This window comes from Escherichia sp. MOD1-EC6819, assembly GCF_002965765.1.
Taxonomy (GTDB): Bacteria; Pseudomonadota; Gammaproteobacteria; order Enterobacterales; family Enterobacteriaceae; genus Escherichia; species Escherichia ruysiae.
On the sequence record NZ_PTRG01000002.1, the window covers coordinates 205,888 to 221,480 of the forward strand.

A 15,593-nucleotide genomic window follows, 5' to 3' on the forward strand; every position below is an offset into this window, starting at 1 on the left:
CATATGCTTGCTCTCATAATATTCATCAAGTCAATGATATGGCTTTATGTATTTTTATATATTATGTTGTTTTACTTAATTTACGATTAAGTTTTTCTAAAATAGCATAGTTGGTATGAGTGGGGTGAACAATACTTGCGATTTTATGGATAACTGAAAAAGAGTGATCTATTCCAATTATCCATAAAATGTATGCTATTTATTTCCCATAATAATATTTAAGGTCTTTTGATCCGGTAATCCGACAGCCTGCTGCAATGTGTTCTCTTGACTCATGTAATAAATCGCAGGTGTGACATTTGCACCCAATTCGTCCATCAACGCCTCATTGGCACTTAGAATCTTCATCTGCTCCGGGCTCACGCTCCCGGAGAGGTTCAGCTTTAACTTGCCGCCTGATGCTTCATACTCTTGCCACGTTTTTGCAGGATCCTTAGACGCAAGGATTGCCGCCGCAGTGGCTGGGCTTTCGGGTTTTATCACGCCAACCAGTAGGGTACGAATTTGTACTTTACCGGCATCAACCCAGGGGCGCGCTTGTTGCCAGAATTGTTTGCAATATGGGCAGAAAGGATCGGCAAAAACATAAACCACGACGGGTGCATCTTTTTTACCGTCAAGTAACCAGCTTGATTGTTCCATGCGCTGCCACATTTCGCGTCCGGCAGGTGCGTAAATCTCTTTTTCAATAAGGGCGTTACTGAGGTTTTCTCCCTTTTCGTTGTACATATAGCCAGAGATGGCATGTTTGCCGTCAGGCGTAAGGTAGATAGTGACTCCCATGTCCTGATATTTCCCCAGATAACCTTTCATGCCACCCGGTGCATCGAACGATCTAATAATCGTAATCCCCTGTTTTTCAATCGCTTTAACGGGCGCAGGAAGCTCTTCGGCGTAAGCTAATCCTGGGAGTAGGGTTAAAAAAATTATCTTTTTTAACATTGCTTTGTCCTTTTCGTTCAGTGCAAATACACAATAAAAGGCTTAACCTATCACTGTCATAGTTAAGACCTTATGTCAGATGATTGCCCTTTGTTTATGAGGGTGTTGTAATCCCTCTCGTCGTTGCGATCATCATTGCAACACCGCAGCCTGTTGAACAGGCGCTGAAGATACCAAAGGGTAGTTCAGGTTATGCGGTCACCTGGAAAGGGGACCCTTTTTACTTTTTATCGCCGCTGGCGGTGCAAAGTTCACAAAGTTGTCTTACGAAGGTTGTAAGGTAAAACTTATCGATTTGATAATGGAAACGCATTAGCCGAATCGGCAAAAATTGGTTACCTTACATCACATCGAAAACACGGAGGAAGTATAGATGTCCTTGATTAACACCAAAATTAAACCTTTTAAAAACCAGGCATTCAAAAACGGCGAATTCATTGAAATCACCGAAAAAGATACCGAAGGCCGCTGGAGCGTCTTCTTCTTCTACCCGGCTGACTTTACTTTCGTATGCCCGACCGAACTGGGCGACGTTGCTGACCACTACGAAGAACTGCAGAAACTGGGCGTAGACGTATACGCAGTATCTACCGATACTCACTTCACCCACAAAGCATGGCACAGCAGCTCTGAAACCATCGCTAAAATCAAATATGCGATGATCGGCGACCCGACTGGCGCCCTGACCCGTAACTTCGACAACATGCGTGAAGACGAAGGTCTGGCTGACCGTGCTACCTTCGTTGTTGACCCGCAGGGTATCATCCAGGCTATCGAAGTTACCGCTGAAGGCATTGGCCGTGACGCGTCTGACCTGCTGCGTAAAATCAAAGCAGCACAGTACGTGGCTTCTCACCCAGGTGAAGTTTGCCCGGCTAAATGGAAAGAAGGTGAAGCAACTCTGGCTCCGTCCCTGGACCTGGTTGGTAAAATCTAAATTTCCTTCGTCTTTCACGCCATAGCGGCGTTGGCGTCGCCCGCTCACCCCGGTCACTTACTTGTGTAAGCTTCCGGGGATTCACAGGCTAGCCGCCTTGCTCTGGCGTGAAATACTTCGGAAATTCACCTAATTCTTCGGGTGCTGCGGCACCCGATTTTCTTCTCTACACCATGATGCAAGCTGCATCCAGGTAGCCGATGAGGCCGCTTGCATGATGATGTTTAAAGCCCAGGAGATAAACATGCTCGACACAAATATGAAAACTCAACTCAAGGCTTACCTTGAGAAATTGACAAAGCCTGTTGAGTTAATTGCCACGCTGGATGACAGCGCAAAATCGGCAGAAATCAAGGAACTGTTGGCTGAAATCGCTGAACTGTCAGACAAAGTCACCTTTAAAGAAGATAACAGCTTGCCGGTGCGTAAGCCGTCATTTCTGATCACCAATCCAGGTTCCAACCAGGGGCCGCGCTTTGCAGGTTCCCCGCTGGGTCACGAGTTTACCTCGCTGGTACTGGCGCTGTTGTGGACCGGCGGTCATCCGTCGAAAGAAGCACAATCTTTGCTGGAGCAGATTCGCCATATCGACGGTGATTTTGAATTTGAAACTTATTATTCGCTCTCCTGCCATAATTGCCCGGACGTGGTGCAGGCGCTGAACCTGATGAGCGTACTGAACCCGCGCATTAAGCACACGGCGATTGATGGCGGTACGTTCCAGAACGAAATTACCGATCGCAACGTGATGGGCGTTCCGGCTGTGTTCGTGAATGGTAAAGAGTTTGGTCAGGGTCGTATGACTATTTCCGAAATCGTTGCCAAAATCGATACGGGTGCGGAAAAACGTGCGGCAGAAGAACTGAACAAACGTGATGCTTATGACGTATTAATCGTCGGTTCCGGCCCGGCAGGTGCAGCGGCGGCCATTTATGCCGCACGTAAAGGCATTCGTACCGGTCTGATGGGCGAACGTTTTGGCGGTCAGATCCTCGATACCGTCGATATCGAAAACTACATCTCCGTACCGAAAACCGAAGGCCAGAAACTGGCTGGTGCGCTGAAAGTTCACGTTGATGAATACGATGTTGATGTAATCGACAGCCAGAGCGCGAGCAAACTGATTCCTGCGGCGGTTGAAGGCGGTCTGCATCAGATTGAAACGGCCTCCGGTGCGGTGCTGAAAGCACGCAGCATTATCGTGGCGACCGGCGCGAAATGGCGCAACATGAATGTACCAGGTGAAGATCAGTATCGCACTAAGGGCGTAACCTACTGCCCGCACTGCGATGGCCCGCTGTTTAAAGGCAAACGTGTGGCGGTGATTGGCGGCGGTAACTCCGGTGTGGAAGCGGCAATCGACCTGGCAGGTATTGTTGAACATGTAACCCTGCTTGAGTTTGCTCCGGAAATGAAGGCAGACCAGGTATTGCAGGACAAACTGCGCAGCCTGAAAAACGTCGATATCATTCTGAACGCGCAAACCACTGAAGTAAAAGGCGACGGCAGCAAAGTGACCGGCCTTGAATACCGCGACCGTGTTAGCGGCGATATTCACAACATCGAACTGGCCGGTATTTTCGTCCAGATCGGTCTGCTGCCGAACACTAACTGGCTGGAAGGCGCAGTAGAACGTAACCGCATGGGTGAAATCATCATCGATGCGAAATGCGAAACCAACGTTAAAGGTGTGTTTGCTGCTGGTGACTGTACGACTGTTCCGTACAAGCAGATCATCATCGCCACTGGCGAAGGTGCCAAAGCCTCTCTGAGCGCCTTTGACTACCTGATTCGCACCAAAACTGCATAAGAAGAAGTAAGATTCACCTGCTATTGTTTAGCCGCCGGGGTCAAATCTGGCGGCTTTTTTTCGTTATAAAAAACCTGCCGGGATTGCTCCGGGCAGGGCATCATAAATACGTTAATCTGTTAACGAACGACTAATACAGGCAGGTTGGTGTGGCGGATCACACTGGAAGCATTAGATCCTAACAGATGAGTTGAAATTGATGGATTACGTGAACCGATAACCACGACATCTGCATTCAGTTCTTTGGCTAACTCGTTCACCTCATCTCGCACGCTACCAAAACGTACATGAGTTTTGATACGGGAGGGATCAATATTGAAATGACCAACCATTGTCTGCAGGCGTTCTTCCGCCTCATGTTGCAAATGCTCTTCGAAACGACGCACATCGGCAGCAAAACGGTGCAGACTAAGGCTTGCGGCGCCAGGTAATACATGGAGTAAATGAATTACACCATCATCCTGGGCGAGAAATTCAGCATGACGAACGGCTTTGTCGCTTAATTCCATTTCAAATACGTCTACCGGCATAATGATTGTTTTGTACATAAGCATTCTCTCCTTGCTGTTGCATGAATACATAACATCACATTATTGATTGCAGTTCTGTGATTTGCGACGTTGATTTTATATCTATTAAGTATTGATTGGTAAAATATATTCACATAAACACTACCAGTGTTGCTCAAGGTATAGCACCGCGACAACAAGTATTGCCGCGATGAAAATATAAAATACTGTAATACCAAGAGCTTCACTCATAATGGAGTCCGCAGGTTGATAACCAGTTCAGATTAGAACGTAGCGGGGAAGAGCAAAATGATAAGTCTGGTTGATATTTGAACAGAAAGAGGATGCGGATGCATCCTCTGGGCAAAGCGAGTAAACGCTTGTGCAGATGGGATTAAAGCAGGTAGTCGCCAGCGGCTTCAGGCTGGTATTCGAGTTCCAGCACTTCAAGGTGGGTTGCGGTGCCGCCCGGAAGTTCCCAGTGAATGGTATCGCCAACGCGAAGTCCCAGCAGTGCGGCACCCACCGGAGCCATCACGGAAAGCTGAGTATTGCTGTCGGTCATTTTGGCCGGATACACCAGTGTGCGTACACGCACTTCGCCATCGCTAAGATTGCGGAATTTTACCCGGCTGTTCATCGTCACCACGTCGTGTGGCATCTCTTCTGGCCGACACATTTGGGCGCGATCCAACTCTGCGTTTAACGCGTCGGCGATTGGCAAACCGGCATAGGCGGGTTGCTCCAGCAGAATATCGATGCGTTCGGCATCCAGGTCGTTAATGATGATAGTTGGTCTGGACATTTTTACTCCATGTCGTCGGTACTGCGAGTGTCGCAGATAAACATACCCAAAAGAAAACCCTCACCGTCAGGCGGCGAGGGTTTAACTCATATGATGATACTGACTGTTGCTCACTCTTTGAAGTGATATACGTCACATTCAGGTAATTCCTCAATGCAGCGCATTATGTATATATATTAATCATCATGTTTTACGTAAAACGCGCGACGACGTTTTACAGATCAGATGATTAATAACCCACTTTATCAATCACAAAGGCTTTGCCACAGTTGCCAGGGTGTGGTTGTGGTAAGAATGAGTTTGCTGAGAGCGGTGCGTTGATGGCGTCAGCTTTTATCGAAATCTGGATTTCAGTCAAATACGCCGGGTTACCCTGGCACGTTAACTTGACCGCTTTGACGTTCTCTTTCCCCCAGCTTTTGGCAAAGGCCGCGTCAAAGTCACTGCGGCTTACGGTTTTACCGTAGTTATCCGCAAGGAATTTTCCGGCTGTGCTCTCTTTAATTTCTTGATTCAGACGCACCATCGTGCCGAAATAAGCGTCCGGGTCAAAACCAAAACAGGCACCATGTTTCGCGTATTCGTAACGTTCCAGACAGGAGCGTCCGCCAGCCCCTGGCATAACTTCACTCAGTTTAGCTGCGGTTTCCAGCGATAACCCGGTTTCCGGTGATGAACACATCCGGCTGGCGCGAGCTTCCGGCAAGTTCGGGATTGGACGAGTGGCGCAGCCGAAGCGCATCCAGCGGCGTTCATCAACGCCACGCGCTGCAACTGATTTTGGCAACCCCGGCCACAGACCATGTACGGTCAGAAAATCAGCTTTGTTGGTCGTTTCGGTTTGCAGGCGACATTCATCTCGTTCGTTACGATTTCGATCGTGTTGACTCTGGCAAAATCCTGTTTGCCAGGAGAGAGCCAGGACATAGCGGTCAAAATCACCATACTGTTTTGCCTGCAACGCAGCGGCGTTGACAGAAGATAAGGAGAGCAGAGAAGCCGTCAGTAAAGCGGCGTTACGCCAGAATGCTTTCATAATGGGTGTGGAACTCATACATACACTGAATACTATCTATTAAATCATAAAAAAGCCCGCCAGGTGGGGGTACCTGGCGGGCGTGATGATTTATTCAGCGTTTGACGAACGTATTAGTTCCACATGGCGAGAATCGGCCAGCCTACCAGAAGCAGCATGGCAATATAAATTACCCCGAAGATAGCGCCAAGACGCCAGTAATCTTTCGATTTCACATAGCCACAGCCGTAAATAATCACCCCAGGACCGGTTGCATACGGCGTCAGACAGCCCATGATACCGATAGACAGCACCAGCAGGATACACAGTTGTTCCATTGGTACGCCCGGAATCCCTTTACCGACGGCCAGAATGACTGGCAGCATAGTTGCGGTATGCGCAGACAGGCTGGCAAACAGGTAGTGCGCAAAGTAGAAGACCAGAACCAGTACAATCACTGTTGCGTTTGGTGAGAAACCTTCCAGGTGCGTACTCATGGTGCTGGCGAACCAGTCGATAAAGCCAGAACGGGTCAGGCCATTAGCCATGACAACCAGCGTTGCCAGGTTAACCAGCGTGTTCCATGCGCTGTTATAGCGGGTAATGTCTTTCCACGGCACAACGTGCAGCGCCAGCATCAGCGAAACTGCCAGCAGGCCAACCGCAGTGGCGTTAATCACTTCGCTGCCAAATACCCACAAACCTAAGCTGAGCAGTACCAGGCCAATCAGCGTCCACTCTCTGCGTGTTAGCGCACCCATGGTTTTTAGTTCATCACCCGCCCAGGTTGCCACTTCTTCACTGTGTGTGATTTCCGGTTTGTACAGCACGTAGGAAAGCCACGGTGCAATGATAAGTAAGATAACCCCAACAGGCAGGAAGCAGAGGAACCACTGCAACCAGCTAATCTGGATACCGGCAATTTTGCTGACGAACTCCAGACCCAGCACGTTCGGTGCCGCACCGGTGACAAACATGGAGGAACTCAGACTGGTACTGATGACCATCATCCACATTAAATAGCCGCCAATACGACGCGCGGACGGATCGTTCGGGAATGATTTAAACAGCGGCGGCAGGTTTTTAATGACCGGGAAAACCGTACCCCCGGTACGTGCGGTGTTAGACGGTGTAAACGGAGCCAGCAGAATGTCGATAATGACAATTGCATAACCCAACGTCAGCGTGCGTTTGCCCATGAATTTCACCAGGAAAAGGGCAATACGACGGCCTAATCCGGAAACTTCATACCCTAATGCAAAGATAAATGCGCCAAATACCAGCCAGACAGTGGTACTGGAAAAGCCAGCCAGTCCCCATTTCAGTGCCTGTTTTTGGGCATTAAAAGCGGGGTCAGCTAATTCTTTGGCGTCAAAGAGCAGGTAATTACTGCCAATAACGCAAATAGTCACTGCAATAAAACTGATCGCCGTTGCCGGAATTGGCTCGAGGATCATGCCGACAATCATTGCCACAAACACGGCGAAGTAATGCCATGCCTGCGGCGGCATACCGTCGGGTACAGGGATAAGAAACATGACGCCCATCACCACCAGTGGGGCCAATAATTTCCATATCTTATCTTTTGCTAAAGACATACGGGTTCTCCGAAAATTAATATTTCCAAATTTATCAAGTGTTTAAATAATTAAATCTGTGCTAAAAACCAGGTAAGAATCAGCAGGTCGGCGCTGCCGCCTGGACTGAGATTTCGTTCGATACACTCCCTGTCGAACTGCCGGAGATAATCGAGATCGGCGGGGGTTCGGATGCCCCCTTTTTGCAATAATGTTTGCGCCTCGCGCTGTAGCCAGCGCAGGCCCCCCTCGCCACCGCGCGATGCGACGTTGGTATCGCCGTTGATCGCCATCAGTAGCAATAAGGTATCGAGCAATGCCAGTTCAGGATCCAGCCCCTGATCCAGCAGAGTGAGGTAATGCGGGAGGGCGCGGTTGATAACCAGCGGGTAGCCCGCTTCGGCTTCACCGCGCGCACCGGTAAGACCAAGTTGCTGATATAACCGTTGGCCTGCCGTTAGTTGTGGATTATTGGTGCGCAGTTCGCGATCGGTTAGACCACGGCAGAAACTGGCTGCCGTCGCACAAACGGTTTTGGGCATTACCGGCTGGTTGAGCTGAAGCAAACGACCAATTGCCGCACACATCAGCCCTAAAGAAAAAATACTGCCTTTATGGGTGTTTACACCAGCGGTAGCGCGGAACATATCGCCTTCGCAGGCCATACCAATTGGGCGTAATCCGCTGAGTACTGATTCTGGTGCCATTTCTGCACTACAGGCACCAAATTCAATGAAACGTGGTAGCCAGCCCTGAATCGCCAGCGCGCTACGGTGGAAATCTTCCAGCGACATATCTTTGTGCGCACCGCAGTTAATGCGATCCACGAGACCGGGTTTCGGTGACAGATTGACTTCAGTCAGCATGGCGCGCCAGCCCAGCAGGGCGTAGTCATTGATTAATGACGTCGCAAGCTTTGTGGTTTTAGTTGACGTTGCAGGTATCGACATCGTTCAGCAGCGCCTCCATACGGTTGAGTAAATCGGTCAGTTGGTGGGTTTTCCCACGCGCACAAACTGCCGCACTTTGCTCGCACAACAGGCAGCGGCGAGGCGGCAGTGAATAATTGCGGCGGGAGAGAATTTCGCCTTCGGGCGTCAGGACATCGATATCCCACAAACGTCCAAGAGCATGACTATGTTCAAGCTCAATGGTGGCGAGCTTGAGGTCGCGAGCCGGTGCGGCAATGCTCAACATGCCCTCCGGCCCGCTGGCGGAAACCAGTGCAGCCTGCTCCTGAATTTGCCAGCCCTGTTTTGCGGCTAAAGCACGCAGGGCAGTCACGCCATGATTAAAAATCCGGCGTGTGACCTCGCTGTCTTTAATCGGCCCAGGCGCAACCACGGTAAAGGAGACCAGTGGAACAGGATGGCGCTTGAGCCAGGCGTGTTGCCGTGCTTGCCTTTCATCCCGGCTGATGAGCAACTCGGGAATCGAAACCGCATGGTGGCTGGCGAGTTCAGGGAGCAGGTGCATGGCTTATTCCTTCACCTGATGTACAACATCAATCACTGAGCCATCGCGGTAACGCACGACGGCAACGACGCGGTCGGTGAATTCAATCGGCTGTGGTTCACCGGTCAACAGACGCGCACGTTCGCGCAGCCACTCAATGGAAACCACTTTAATGCCCGCTTCCTGCAGACGTTCTGCCAGTTCAGGACGTGCCGGGTTAACAGCGATACCGTGGTCGGTAACCAGGATATCGACGCTGGAACCCGGGGTGATGCAGGTCAGCACGTTATCCACCAGAGTCGGAATACGACCGCGCACCAGCGGTGCGACGATGATGGAAAGGGCGGATGCAATCGCGGTATCGCAGTGACCGCCGGAAGCGCCACGCAGTACGCCGTCAGAGCCAGTCAGCACGTTGACGTTGAACTGGGTGTCAATTTCCAGCGCGCTCAGTACCACCACGTCGAGACGATCAACCGATGCACCTTTCGAACCCCAGTTGGCGTACTGGTTGGCGCTGATTTCGATATGATTCGGGTTACGAGCCAGCGATTGCGCAGCGTGGCTGTCAAAGCTCTGCACATCCAGCAGTTTGCGGATCAGCCCTTTTTCGTGCAGATCAACCATCGTTGCGGTAATGCCGCCGAGGGCGAAGTCGGCGCGAATATCGCGGCTACGCATTTTGTCTTCCAGAAAACGGGTTACCGCAAGCGAAGCGCCGCCGGTGCCTGTCTGCATGGAAAAACCTTCTTTGAAGTAGCCAGAGTTGACAATCACATCTGCTGCGCTGCGGGCAATCAGCAGTTCGCGCGGGTTAGTGGTCATACGGGTCGCGCCTGCGCCGATTTTTGCGGCATCGCCAACGCGATCAACTTTGACGATCAGATCAACCTGATCCTGTTCAATACTGGCCGGGTTATGCGGATAAGGCAGCAGTTCCTCGGTGAGCATGACTACTTGTTTCGCATTGTCGGCATCGACCATCGCATAGCCAAGGGAACCGCAGCAGGCTTTACCGGTGTAACCGTTGGCATTACCGAATTCATCACAGGACGGGACGCCGAGAAAAGCCACGTCGATATTCAGTTCACCGCTCTGTACCAGATGTACACGACCGCCGTGAGAGTGGATTTGTACCGGTTCAGCCAGCAGACCACGGGAGATTTCTTCCGCCAGTGGGCCGCGCAGACCAGAGGTATAAATGCGGGTGACCACACCCTGACGAATATGTTCTACCAGCGGTGCATGGCAGTCGCTCAAAGAGCTGGACGCCAGTGTCAGGTTTTTAAAGCCCATCTTCGCGATGACGTCCATCACCATATTGACGGTCAGGTCACCGCCACGGAAAGCGTGGTGGAAGGAGACGGTCATGCCGTCCTTTAAACCAGAACGACGAATAGCGTCTTCCAGGTTGGTGCACAGTTTGCGATCGCGCGCTTTTTCAGCCTGGTAGGTTTGCTTTGGCGAGTTCTGGAAAGCGGCAAGATCGCATTCAGCGCGACGATTCCAGGCCGCTACCCGTTCTTGTCGTTGAGATTGTTCAATTTTCTGCGTCATTTTGATTGCCTTATTCTTCGCGGATGCCGGAAAGTTCTGCGCGGGAGAGCACCAGACGGGCACGATCGATAACCGGACCGTCAACCATCTTGCCGTTCAGGGAAACCACACCGAGGCCTTCGCGAGCGGCGGCTTCAGCGGCTTCTACGACGCGGCGTGCGTGATCCACTTCTTTCTGGGTTGGTGCGTAGAGGTTGTGGAGCAGATCAATCTGACGCGGGTTGATCAGCGATTTGCCGTCAAAGCCCAGCTGTTTGATGTGTGCGGCTTCTTGCAGGAATCCGGCTTCGTTGTTGGCGTCGGAATAGACGGTATCGAACGCCTGGATACCGGCAGAGCGCGCGGCTTGCAAAATGGAGCAGCGAGCGAACAGCAGTTCCGTACCTTCCGGTGAGCGTTCAGTGCGCAGGTTACGCACGTAGTCTTCCGCGCCCAGCGCGATACCGATTAAACGTTCAGATGCGTGAGCGATTTCTACCGCGCGGGTAATACCCAGCGGAGATTCAATTGCCGCCAGCAAACCGGTGCTGCCCGGTTCGCGTCCACAGGCTTTTTCAATACGCAGGATCTCTTTTTCGATATCCAGCACATCCTGAGCGGTATCAGTTTTCGGCAGACGCACAACGTCTGCACCGCCGCGAACGACAGCTTCCAGGTCGTTAACACCCCATTCGGAATCCAGCGCGTTTACACGCACAATGGTTTCAATGTCGCGATACAGAGGATGTTGCAGTGCGTGGTAGACCATGCGGCGAGCGGTGTCTTTTTCACGCAGCGCCACGGAGTCTTCGAGGTCAAACATCAAGGCATCAGCCGGGTAGATGAAAGAGTTGCTGACCATCGCGGCATTAGCGCCAGGCACAAACAACATGCTGCGGCGAGTGCGGGTTTTACGTTGTTGCAGCGAAGCGGAAATCATTGGCAATCCTCCCATGGCAGAGCCGGGATACCGCTGGCGCGCGCCAGCAGGGCTTCCAGTCGTGCACGTAAAATGCAATCCAGTGCGCCTTTGTCATCGACATTCAGCTGTACGCCGCGCACGTTATAGCGGGCGAGAACGTCCAGGATGGTGGTGCGAATCGCATCACCAAACTGTTTCTCAACGCTGCTGTTGATTTGCAGGTCGATATCCTGCGTATCGAGCGGGGCGATGCGTATCATCACATCCCCAGACTCAAGGGTGCCTGCAACGGCGGGCTGGTTTATTTTCATTTTTCACCTGTTTCTCATGCGGGGGTCTTTTGACGAGCTGCCGCGTCCTGACGGGAGTGTTCAAGCAGATTCTGCAAGTAATGCAGCGTGGCTGCCGGAACCAGCGGCGCGATAGCCGTGAGATCGTTTTTCACCAGCAGTTGGCGTACCCGGGAAGCGGATATCGGCATCTCCTGGTAACGCAGCCGCTCAATTTCAACCAGTTCAATGGGCGGTGCGGAGATAGTCGGTGTTTCCAGCCAGTAGCGCATATCCTGGTTGTACTGGGCGGTCACGCGGCAATAAGGTTCAGTACCGACAAAGCGATGGGTAACGCCCAATGCTGGAGCGAGGTACTGACGGAAAATCTTCAGATCAATTTCGGTGTAGCAATGGTTAATGACGCTCTGTTCTTTAATGAAGTAGCAGGGGAACGTGGCGCGGGAGATGATGTATTCGGAGCCGCGATGCACGGTCAGGCGCGGAATATCGGCGGTGCCTTTCAACACCAGATCCAGCCGGTCTTCATAGGGAAAGCGCGAAGAATCTTCTTTGACTAAAAACAGATGCAGCCAGTCACACTGTGCCGCTGCCTGTTGAATCAGATAACGGTGACCGTTAGTAAAGGGATTGGCGTTCATCACAATGCAGCCAATTTTGTTCCCTTCATGACGAAATTTTTTTAGTGACTCGGCATAGCGTTTCAGACGTGTGGCACTGTTTTCCATCAACACCATCACGCCTGGTACGCTGGTCAGCGTGTAAAAACCGCACTGGCGGAACAGCGCCTCGTATTCGATTTTTGTATAAATAAACAGATGCGTGCTGTGCCGTTCATAGGCGAGGTTTATCAGTTCGGTGGCTAATGTCAGCGCCAGTCCTTCACCGCGAACAGATTCGCTGATAGCGACGCACTTAATAATATTTCCGGCGATTCCACCGCAAGCGATAAGCTTTTCATTGCGGGTTACGGTAATAAATACTTCGACTGTTGTGTCAACGCTCAAATCATTGTCATGCAGAAATTGGGTAATTTCTGCCATTTTTTTATTTTCTGAACGTTTTACCCGGGTGAAAATATCATTGCCGAACATAATAAGTCATATCCTGAAGGTATGTGTTGTTATCAATTTGCAATGAATGTTAGTCAGTGTTGCAAACTGATAACCTTTTATTTTCAGTTGGGAGAAAGGGCAGCGAGCGAGGTATATCTGTTTCTCCTTTTGCCATACATCCTAAGGAGTATTGCGGCGTGAAATTTTGATTTATTTCACATAGAGTTAGTGGTTTTTTATTTATTTAATGGTTTTAAGTTTTTTAATTAATGTAATTGCGGATTAGTGCGTGGTTTTAAGTTATTTAATTGATTTAATGAATGAATTTTGCCACGATCATATTTGATTTTTATATATCGAGATTCAACATTTTAATTACATTCACCAAAAGACAGGGTTTACCCCGCAAGGAAAACAATGTTGCAGTTTAATGAGAATAAACAGTTTGCTTTTTTCGAACGACTGGCATTTCCGTTGCGTATCTTCCTGCTGATTCTGGTGTTCTCAATATTTGTCATCGCAGCACTGGCGCAATATTTTACGGCCAGTTTTGAGGACTATTTAACGCTTCATGTGCGCGATATGGCAATGAATCAGGCGAAAATTATTGCCTCCAATGACAGCATCATCACGGCGGTTAAAGCGCGTAATTACAAACGGCTGGCGACCATTGCCGATAAATTACAAAGAGATACTGATTTTGACTATGTGGTGATAGGTGACCGCAACTCGATCCGCCTTTACCATCCTAATCCCGAGAAAATTGGTTATCCTATGCAATTCACCAAACCCGGCGCGCTGGAGAAAGGGGAGAGCTACTTCATCACGGGTAAAGGGTCGATAGGTATGGCGATGCGTGCCAAAACACCGATCTTTGATGATGATGGCAAAGTCATCGGCGTGGTGTCGGTGGGTTATCTGGTCAGTAAAATCGATAGCTGGCGCGCCGAATTTTTATTACCAATGGCCGGCGTATTTGTCGTGCTACTGGGTATTCTGATGCTGTTGTCGTGGTTCTTAGCCGCACATATCCGCCGCCAGATGATGGGGATGGAACCGAAGCAAATTGCGCGGGTTGTTCGTCAGCAAGAGGCGCTGTTTAGTTCGGTTTATGAAGGGCTGATTGCAGTGGATCCGCACGGTGACATAACCGCCATCAACCGTAACGCAAGAAAAATGCTGGGGCTGAGTTCCCCTGGGCGGCAGTGGCTGGGCAAACCCATTGCAGAGGTGGTCAGACCCGCCGATTTCTTCACCGAGCAGATTGATGAAAAACGCCAGGATGTGGTGACAAATTTTAACGGCCTGAGCGTCATTGCTAATCGGGAGGCTATTCGTTCTGGTGACGATTTGCTGGGGGCAATTATCAGCTTTCGTAGTAAAGACGAAATTTCCACCCTCAATGCACAACTGACGCAAATTAAACAATATGTCGAAAGCCTGCGCACATTGCGTCATGAACATCTCAATTGGATGTCTACGCTCAATGGTCTGTTGCAGATGAAAGAGTATGATCGCGTGCTGGCGATGGTTCAGGGGGAGTCCCAGGCTCAGCAACAGCTTATTGACAATCTGCGCGAAGCCTTTGCCGATCGCCAGGTGGCGGGGCTGTTGTTTGGTAAAGTACAGCGCGCCCGCGAACTGGGGCTAAAAATGACAATCGTCCCCGGCAGCCAGCTTTCTCAACTGCCGCCAGGGCTGGACAGCACTGAGTTTGCGGCGATTGTGGGTAACTTACTCGATAACGCTTTCGAAGCCAGTTTGCGCAGCGATGAAGGGAATAAGATAGTCGAGTTATATTTGAGTGATGAAGGCGATGATGTGGTGATAGAAGTCGCCGATCAGGGTTGCGGTGTCCCAGAGGCTCTGCGCGACAAAATATTTGAGCAGGGCGTCAGTACGCGTGCTGATGAACCCGGTGAGCATGGCATTGGGTTGTATCTTATTGCCAGCTATGTAACGCGCTGCGGTGGAGTTATCACTCTTGAAGAGAATGACCCCTGCGGTACTTTATTTTCAATCTATATTCCGAAAGTGAAACCTAATGACAGCTCCATTAACTCTATTGATCGTTGAGGACGAAACGCCGCTGGCAGAGATGCATGCGGAATATATTCGTCATATTCCCGGATTCAGTCAGATATTGCTGGCGGGAAACCTGGCGCAGGCCCGAATGATGATCGAGCGTTTTAAGCCGGGGCTTATCCTGCTGGATAACTATCTCCCTGACGGTAGAGGTATTAATTTACTGCATGAACTAGTGCAGGCGCATTATCCCGGTGACGTGGTGTTTACTACTGCTGCCAGCGATATGGAAACGGTATCTGAAGCAGTACGCTGTGGTGTGTTTGATTATCTGATCAAGCCAATTGCTTATGAGCGTCTGGGACAGACATTGACCCGTTTTCGCCAGCGTAAACATATGCTGGAAAGTATTGATAGTGCCAGTCAGAAGCAAATTGATGAGATGTTTAACGCTTATGCGCGTGGCGAACCGAAGGACGATCTTCCGACTGGTATTGATGCGTTGACACTTAACGCAGTGCGGAAACTTTTCAAAGAGCCAGGTGTGCAACATACGGCGGAGACGGTAGCGCAGGCATTGACCATCAGTCGCACTACCGCCAGACGTTATCTTGAATATTGCGCCAGCCGCCATCTTGTTATTGCTGAAATTGTTCACGGTAAAGTTGGCAGGCCGCAGCGCATTTACCACAGTGGCTGAAGAGAGTGCCGGAGG

16 protein-coding genes are annotated in these 15,593 nt (G+C 50.5%); 4 read left to right on the forward strand and 12 right to left on the reverse strand.

What is annotated here, in order from left to right:
* Positions 1-195: 195 nt before the first annotated feature.
* Positions 196-942, reverse strand: coding sequence for a thiol:disulfide interchange protein DsbG (gene dsbG, locus A7Z06_RS03470; protein WP_000913736.1), 747 nt, complete (start codon positions 940-942; stop codon positions 196-198).
* 373 nt (positions 943-1,315) lie between these two features.
* Between dsbG and ahpC the strand changes: the two genes are divergently transcribed.
* Together ahpC and ahpF are read left to right on the forward strand one after the other, a co-directional pair.
* Positions 1,316-1,879, forward strand: a complete 564-nt coding sequence (gene ahpC, locus A7Z06_RS03475) for an alkyl hydroperoxide reductase subunit C (protein WP_000052796.1) — start codon at positions 1,316-1,318, stop codon at positions 1,877-1,879.
* A 244-nt stretch (positions 1,880-2,123) separates the two neighbouring features.
* A complete protein-coding gene (gene ahpF, locus A7Z06_RS03480) occupies positions 2,124-3,689 on the forward strand; it encodes an alkyl hydroperoxide reductase subunit F (RefSeq protein WP_105279347.1) in 1,566 nt (521 codons plus the stop codon).
* A 119-nt stretch (positions 3,690-3,808) separates the two neighbouring features.
* On the opposite strand, the gene uspG is transcribed toward ahpF, so the two are convergent.
* The 11 genes from uspG to citC form a co-directional block, all read right to left on the reverse strand.
* Positions 3,809-4,237, reverse strand: a complete 429-nt coding sequence (gene uspG, locus A7Z06_RS03485) for a universal stress protein UspG (protein ID WP_010346594.1) — start codon at positions 4,235-4,237, stop codon at positions 3,809-3,811.
* A gap of 123 nt (positions 4,238-4,360) precedes the next feature.
* The gene (gene yldA, locus A7Z06_RS22365) at positions 4,361-4,450 is read right to left on the reverse strand and encodes a small membrane protein YldA (RefSeq protein ID WP_016159109.1); all 90 of its coding nucleotides are present in this window, start codon (positions 4,448-4,450) and stop codon (positions 4,361-4,363) included.
* Positions 4,451-4,592: 142 nt separating this feature from the next.
* A complete protein-coding gene (gene rnk, locus A7Z06_RS03490; protein WP_000089725.1) occupies positions 4,593-5,003 on the reverse strand; it encodes a nucleoside diphosphate kinase regulator in 411 nt (136 codons plus the stop codon).
* A gap of 229 nt (positions 5,004-5,232) precedes the next feature.
* Positions 5,233-6,039, reverse strand: a complete 807-nt coding sequence (gene rna / locus A7Z06_RS03495; protein WP_010346591.1) for a ribonuclease I — start codon at positions 6,037-6,039, stop codon at positions 5,233-5,235.
* 113 nt (positions 6,040-6,152) lie between these two features.
* A complete protein-coding gene (gene citT, locus A7Z06_RS03500; protein ID WP_000050310.1) occupies positions 6,153-7,616 on the reverse strand; it encodes a citrate/succinate antiporter CitT in 1,464 nt (487 codons plus the stop codon).
* A gap of 50 nt (positions 7,617-7,666) precedes the next feature.
* Positions 7,667-8,545, reverse strand: coding sequence for a triphosphoribosyl-dephospho-CoA synthase CitG (citG, locus tag A7Z06_RS03505; protein ID WP_000026690.1), 879 nt, complete (start codon positions 8,543-8,545; stop codon positions 7,667-7,669).
* Positions 8,520-9,071 (reverse strand): citrate lyase holo-[acyl-carrier protein] synthase, encoded by a 552-nt coding sequence (gene citX, locus A7Z06_RS03510; RefSeq protein ID WP_000550394.1) that lies wholly within the window; start codon positions 9,069-9,071, stop codon positions 8,520-8,522. The genes citG and citX overlap by 26 nt, the downstream gene beginning before the upstream one ends.
* A 3-nt stretch (positions 9,072-9,074) precedes the next feature.
* Complete coding sequence (gene citF, locus A7Z06_RS03515) at positions 9,075-10,607, reverse strand: citrate lyase subunit alpha (RefSeq protein WP_000192248.1); 1,533 nt, start codon at positions 10,605-10,607, stop codon at positions 9,075-9,077.
* 10 nt (positions 10,608-10,617) lie between these two features.
* The gene (gene citE / locus A7Z06_RS03520; RefSeq protein ID WP_000622357.1) at positions 10,618-11,526 is read right to left on the reverse strand and encodes a citrate (pro-3S)-lyase subunit beta; all 909 of its coding nucleotides are present in this window, start codon (positions 11,524-11,526) and stop codon (positions 10,618-10,620) included.
* Positions 11,523-11,819, reverse strand: a complete 297-nt coding sequence (gene citD, locus A7Z06_RS03525; RefSeq protein ID WP_000700703.1) for a citrate lyase acyl carrier protein — start codon at positions 11,817-11,819, stop codon at positions 11,523-11,525. The genes citE and citD overlap by 4 nt, the downstream gene beginning before the upstream one ends.
* Before the next feature lie 14 nt (positions 11,820-11,833).
* The gene (citC, locus tag A7Z06_RS03530; protein WP_000467721.1) at positions 11,834-12,892 is read right to left on the reverse strand and encodes a [citrate (pro-3S)-lyase] ligase; all 1,059 of its coding nucleotides are present in this window, start codon (positions 12,890-12,892) and stop codon (positions 11,834-11,836) included.
* 378 nt (positions 12,893-13,270) lie between these two features.
* Here citC and dpiB point away from each other — a divergent pair, with 378 nt between their 5' ends.
* Together dpiB and dpiA are read left to right on the forward strand one after the other, a co-directional pair.
* Positions 13,271-14,929, forward strand: a complete 1,659-nt coding sequence (gene dpiB / locus A7Z06_RS03535; RefSeq protein ID WP_000938910.1) for a sensor histidine kinase DpiB — start codon at positions 13,271-13,273, stop codon at positions 14,927-14,929.
* A complete protein-coding gene (dpiA, locus tag A7Z06_RS03540) occupies positions 14,898-15,578 on the forward strand; it encodes a two-component response regulator DpiA (RefSeq protein ID WP_000126493.1) in 681 nt (226 codons plus the stop codon). Before dpiB ends, dpiA begins: the two co-directional genes overlap by 32 nt.
* The last annotated feature ends 15 nt before the right edge of the window (positions 15,579-15,593 follow it).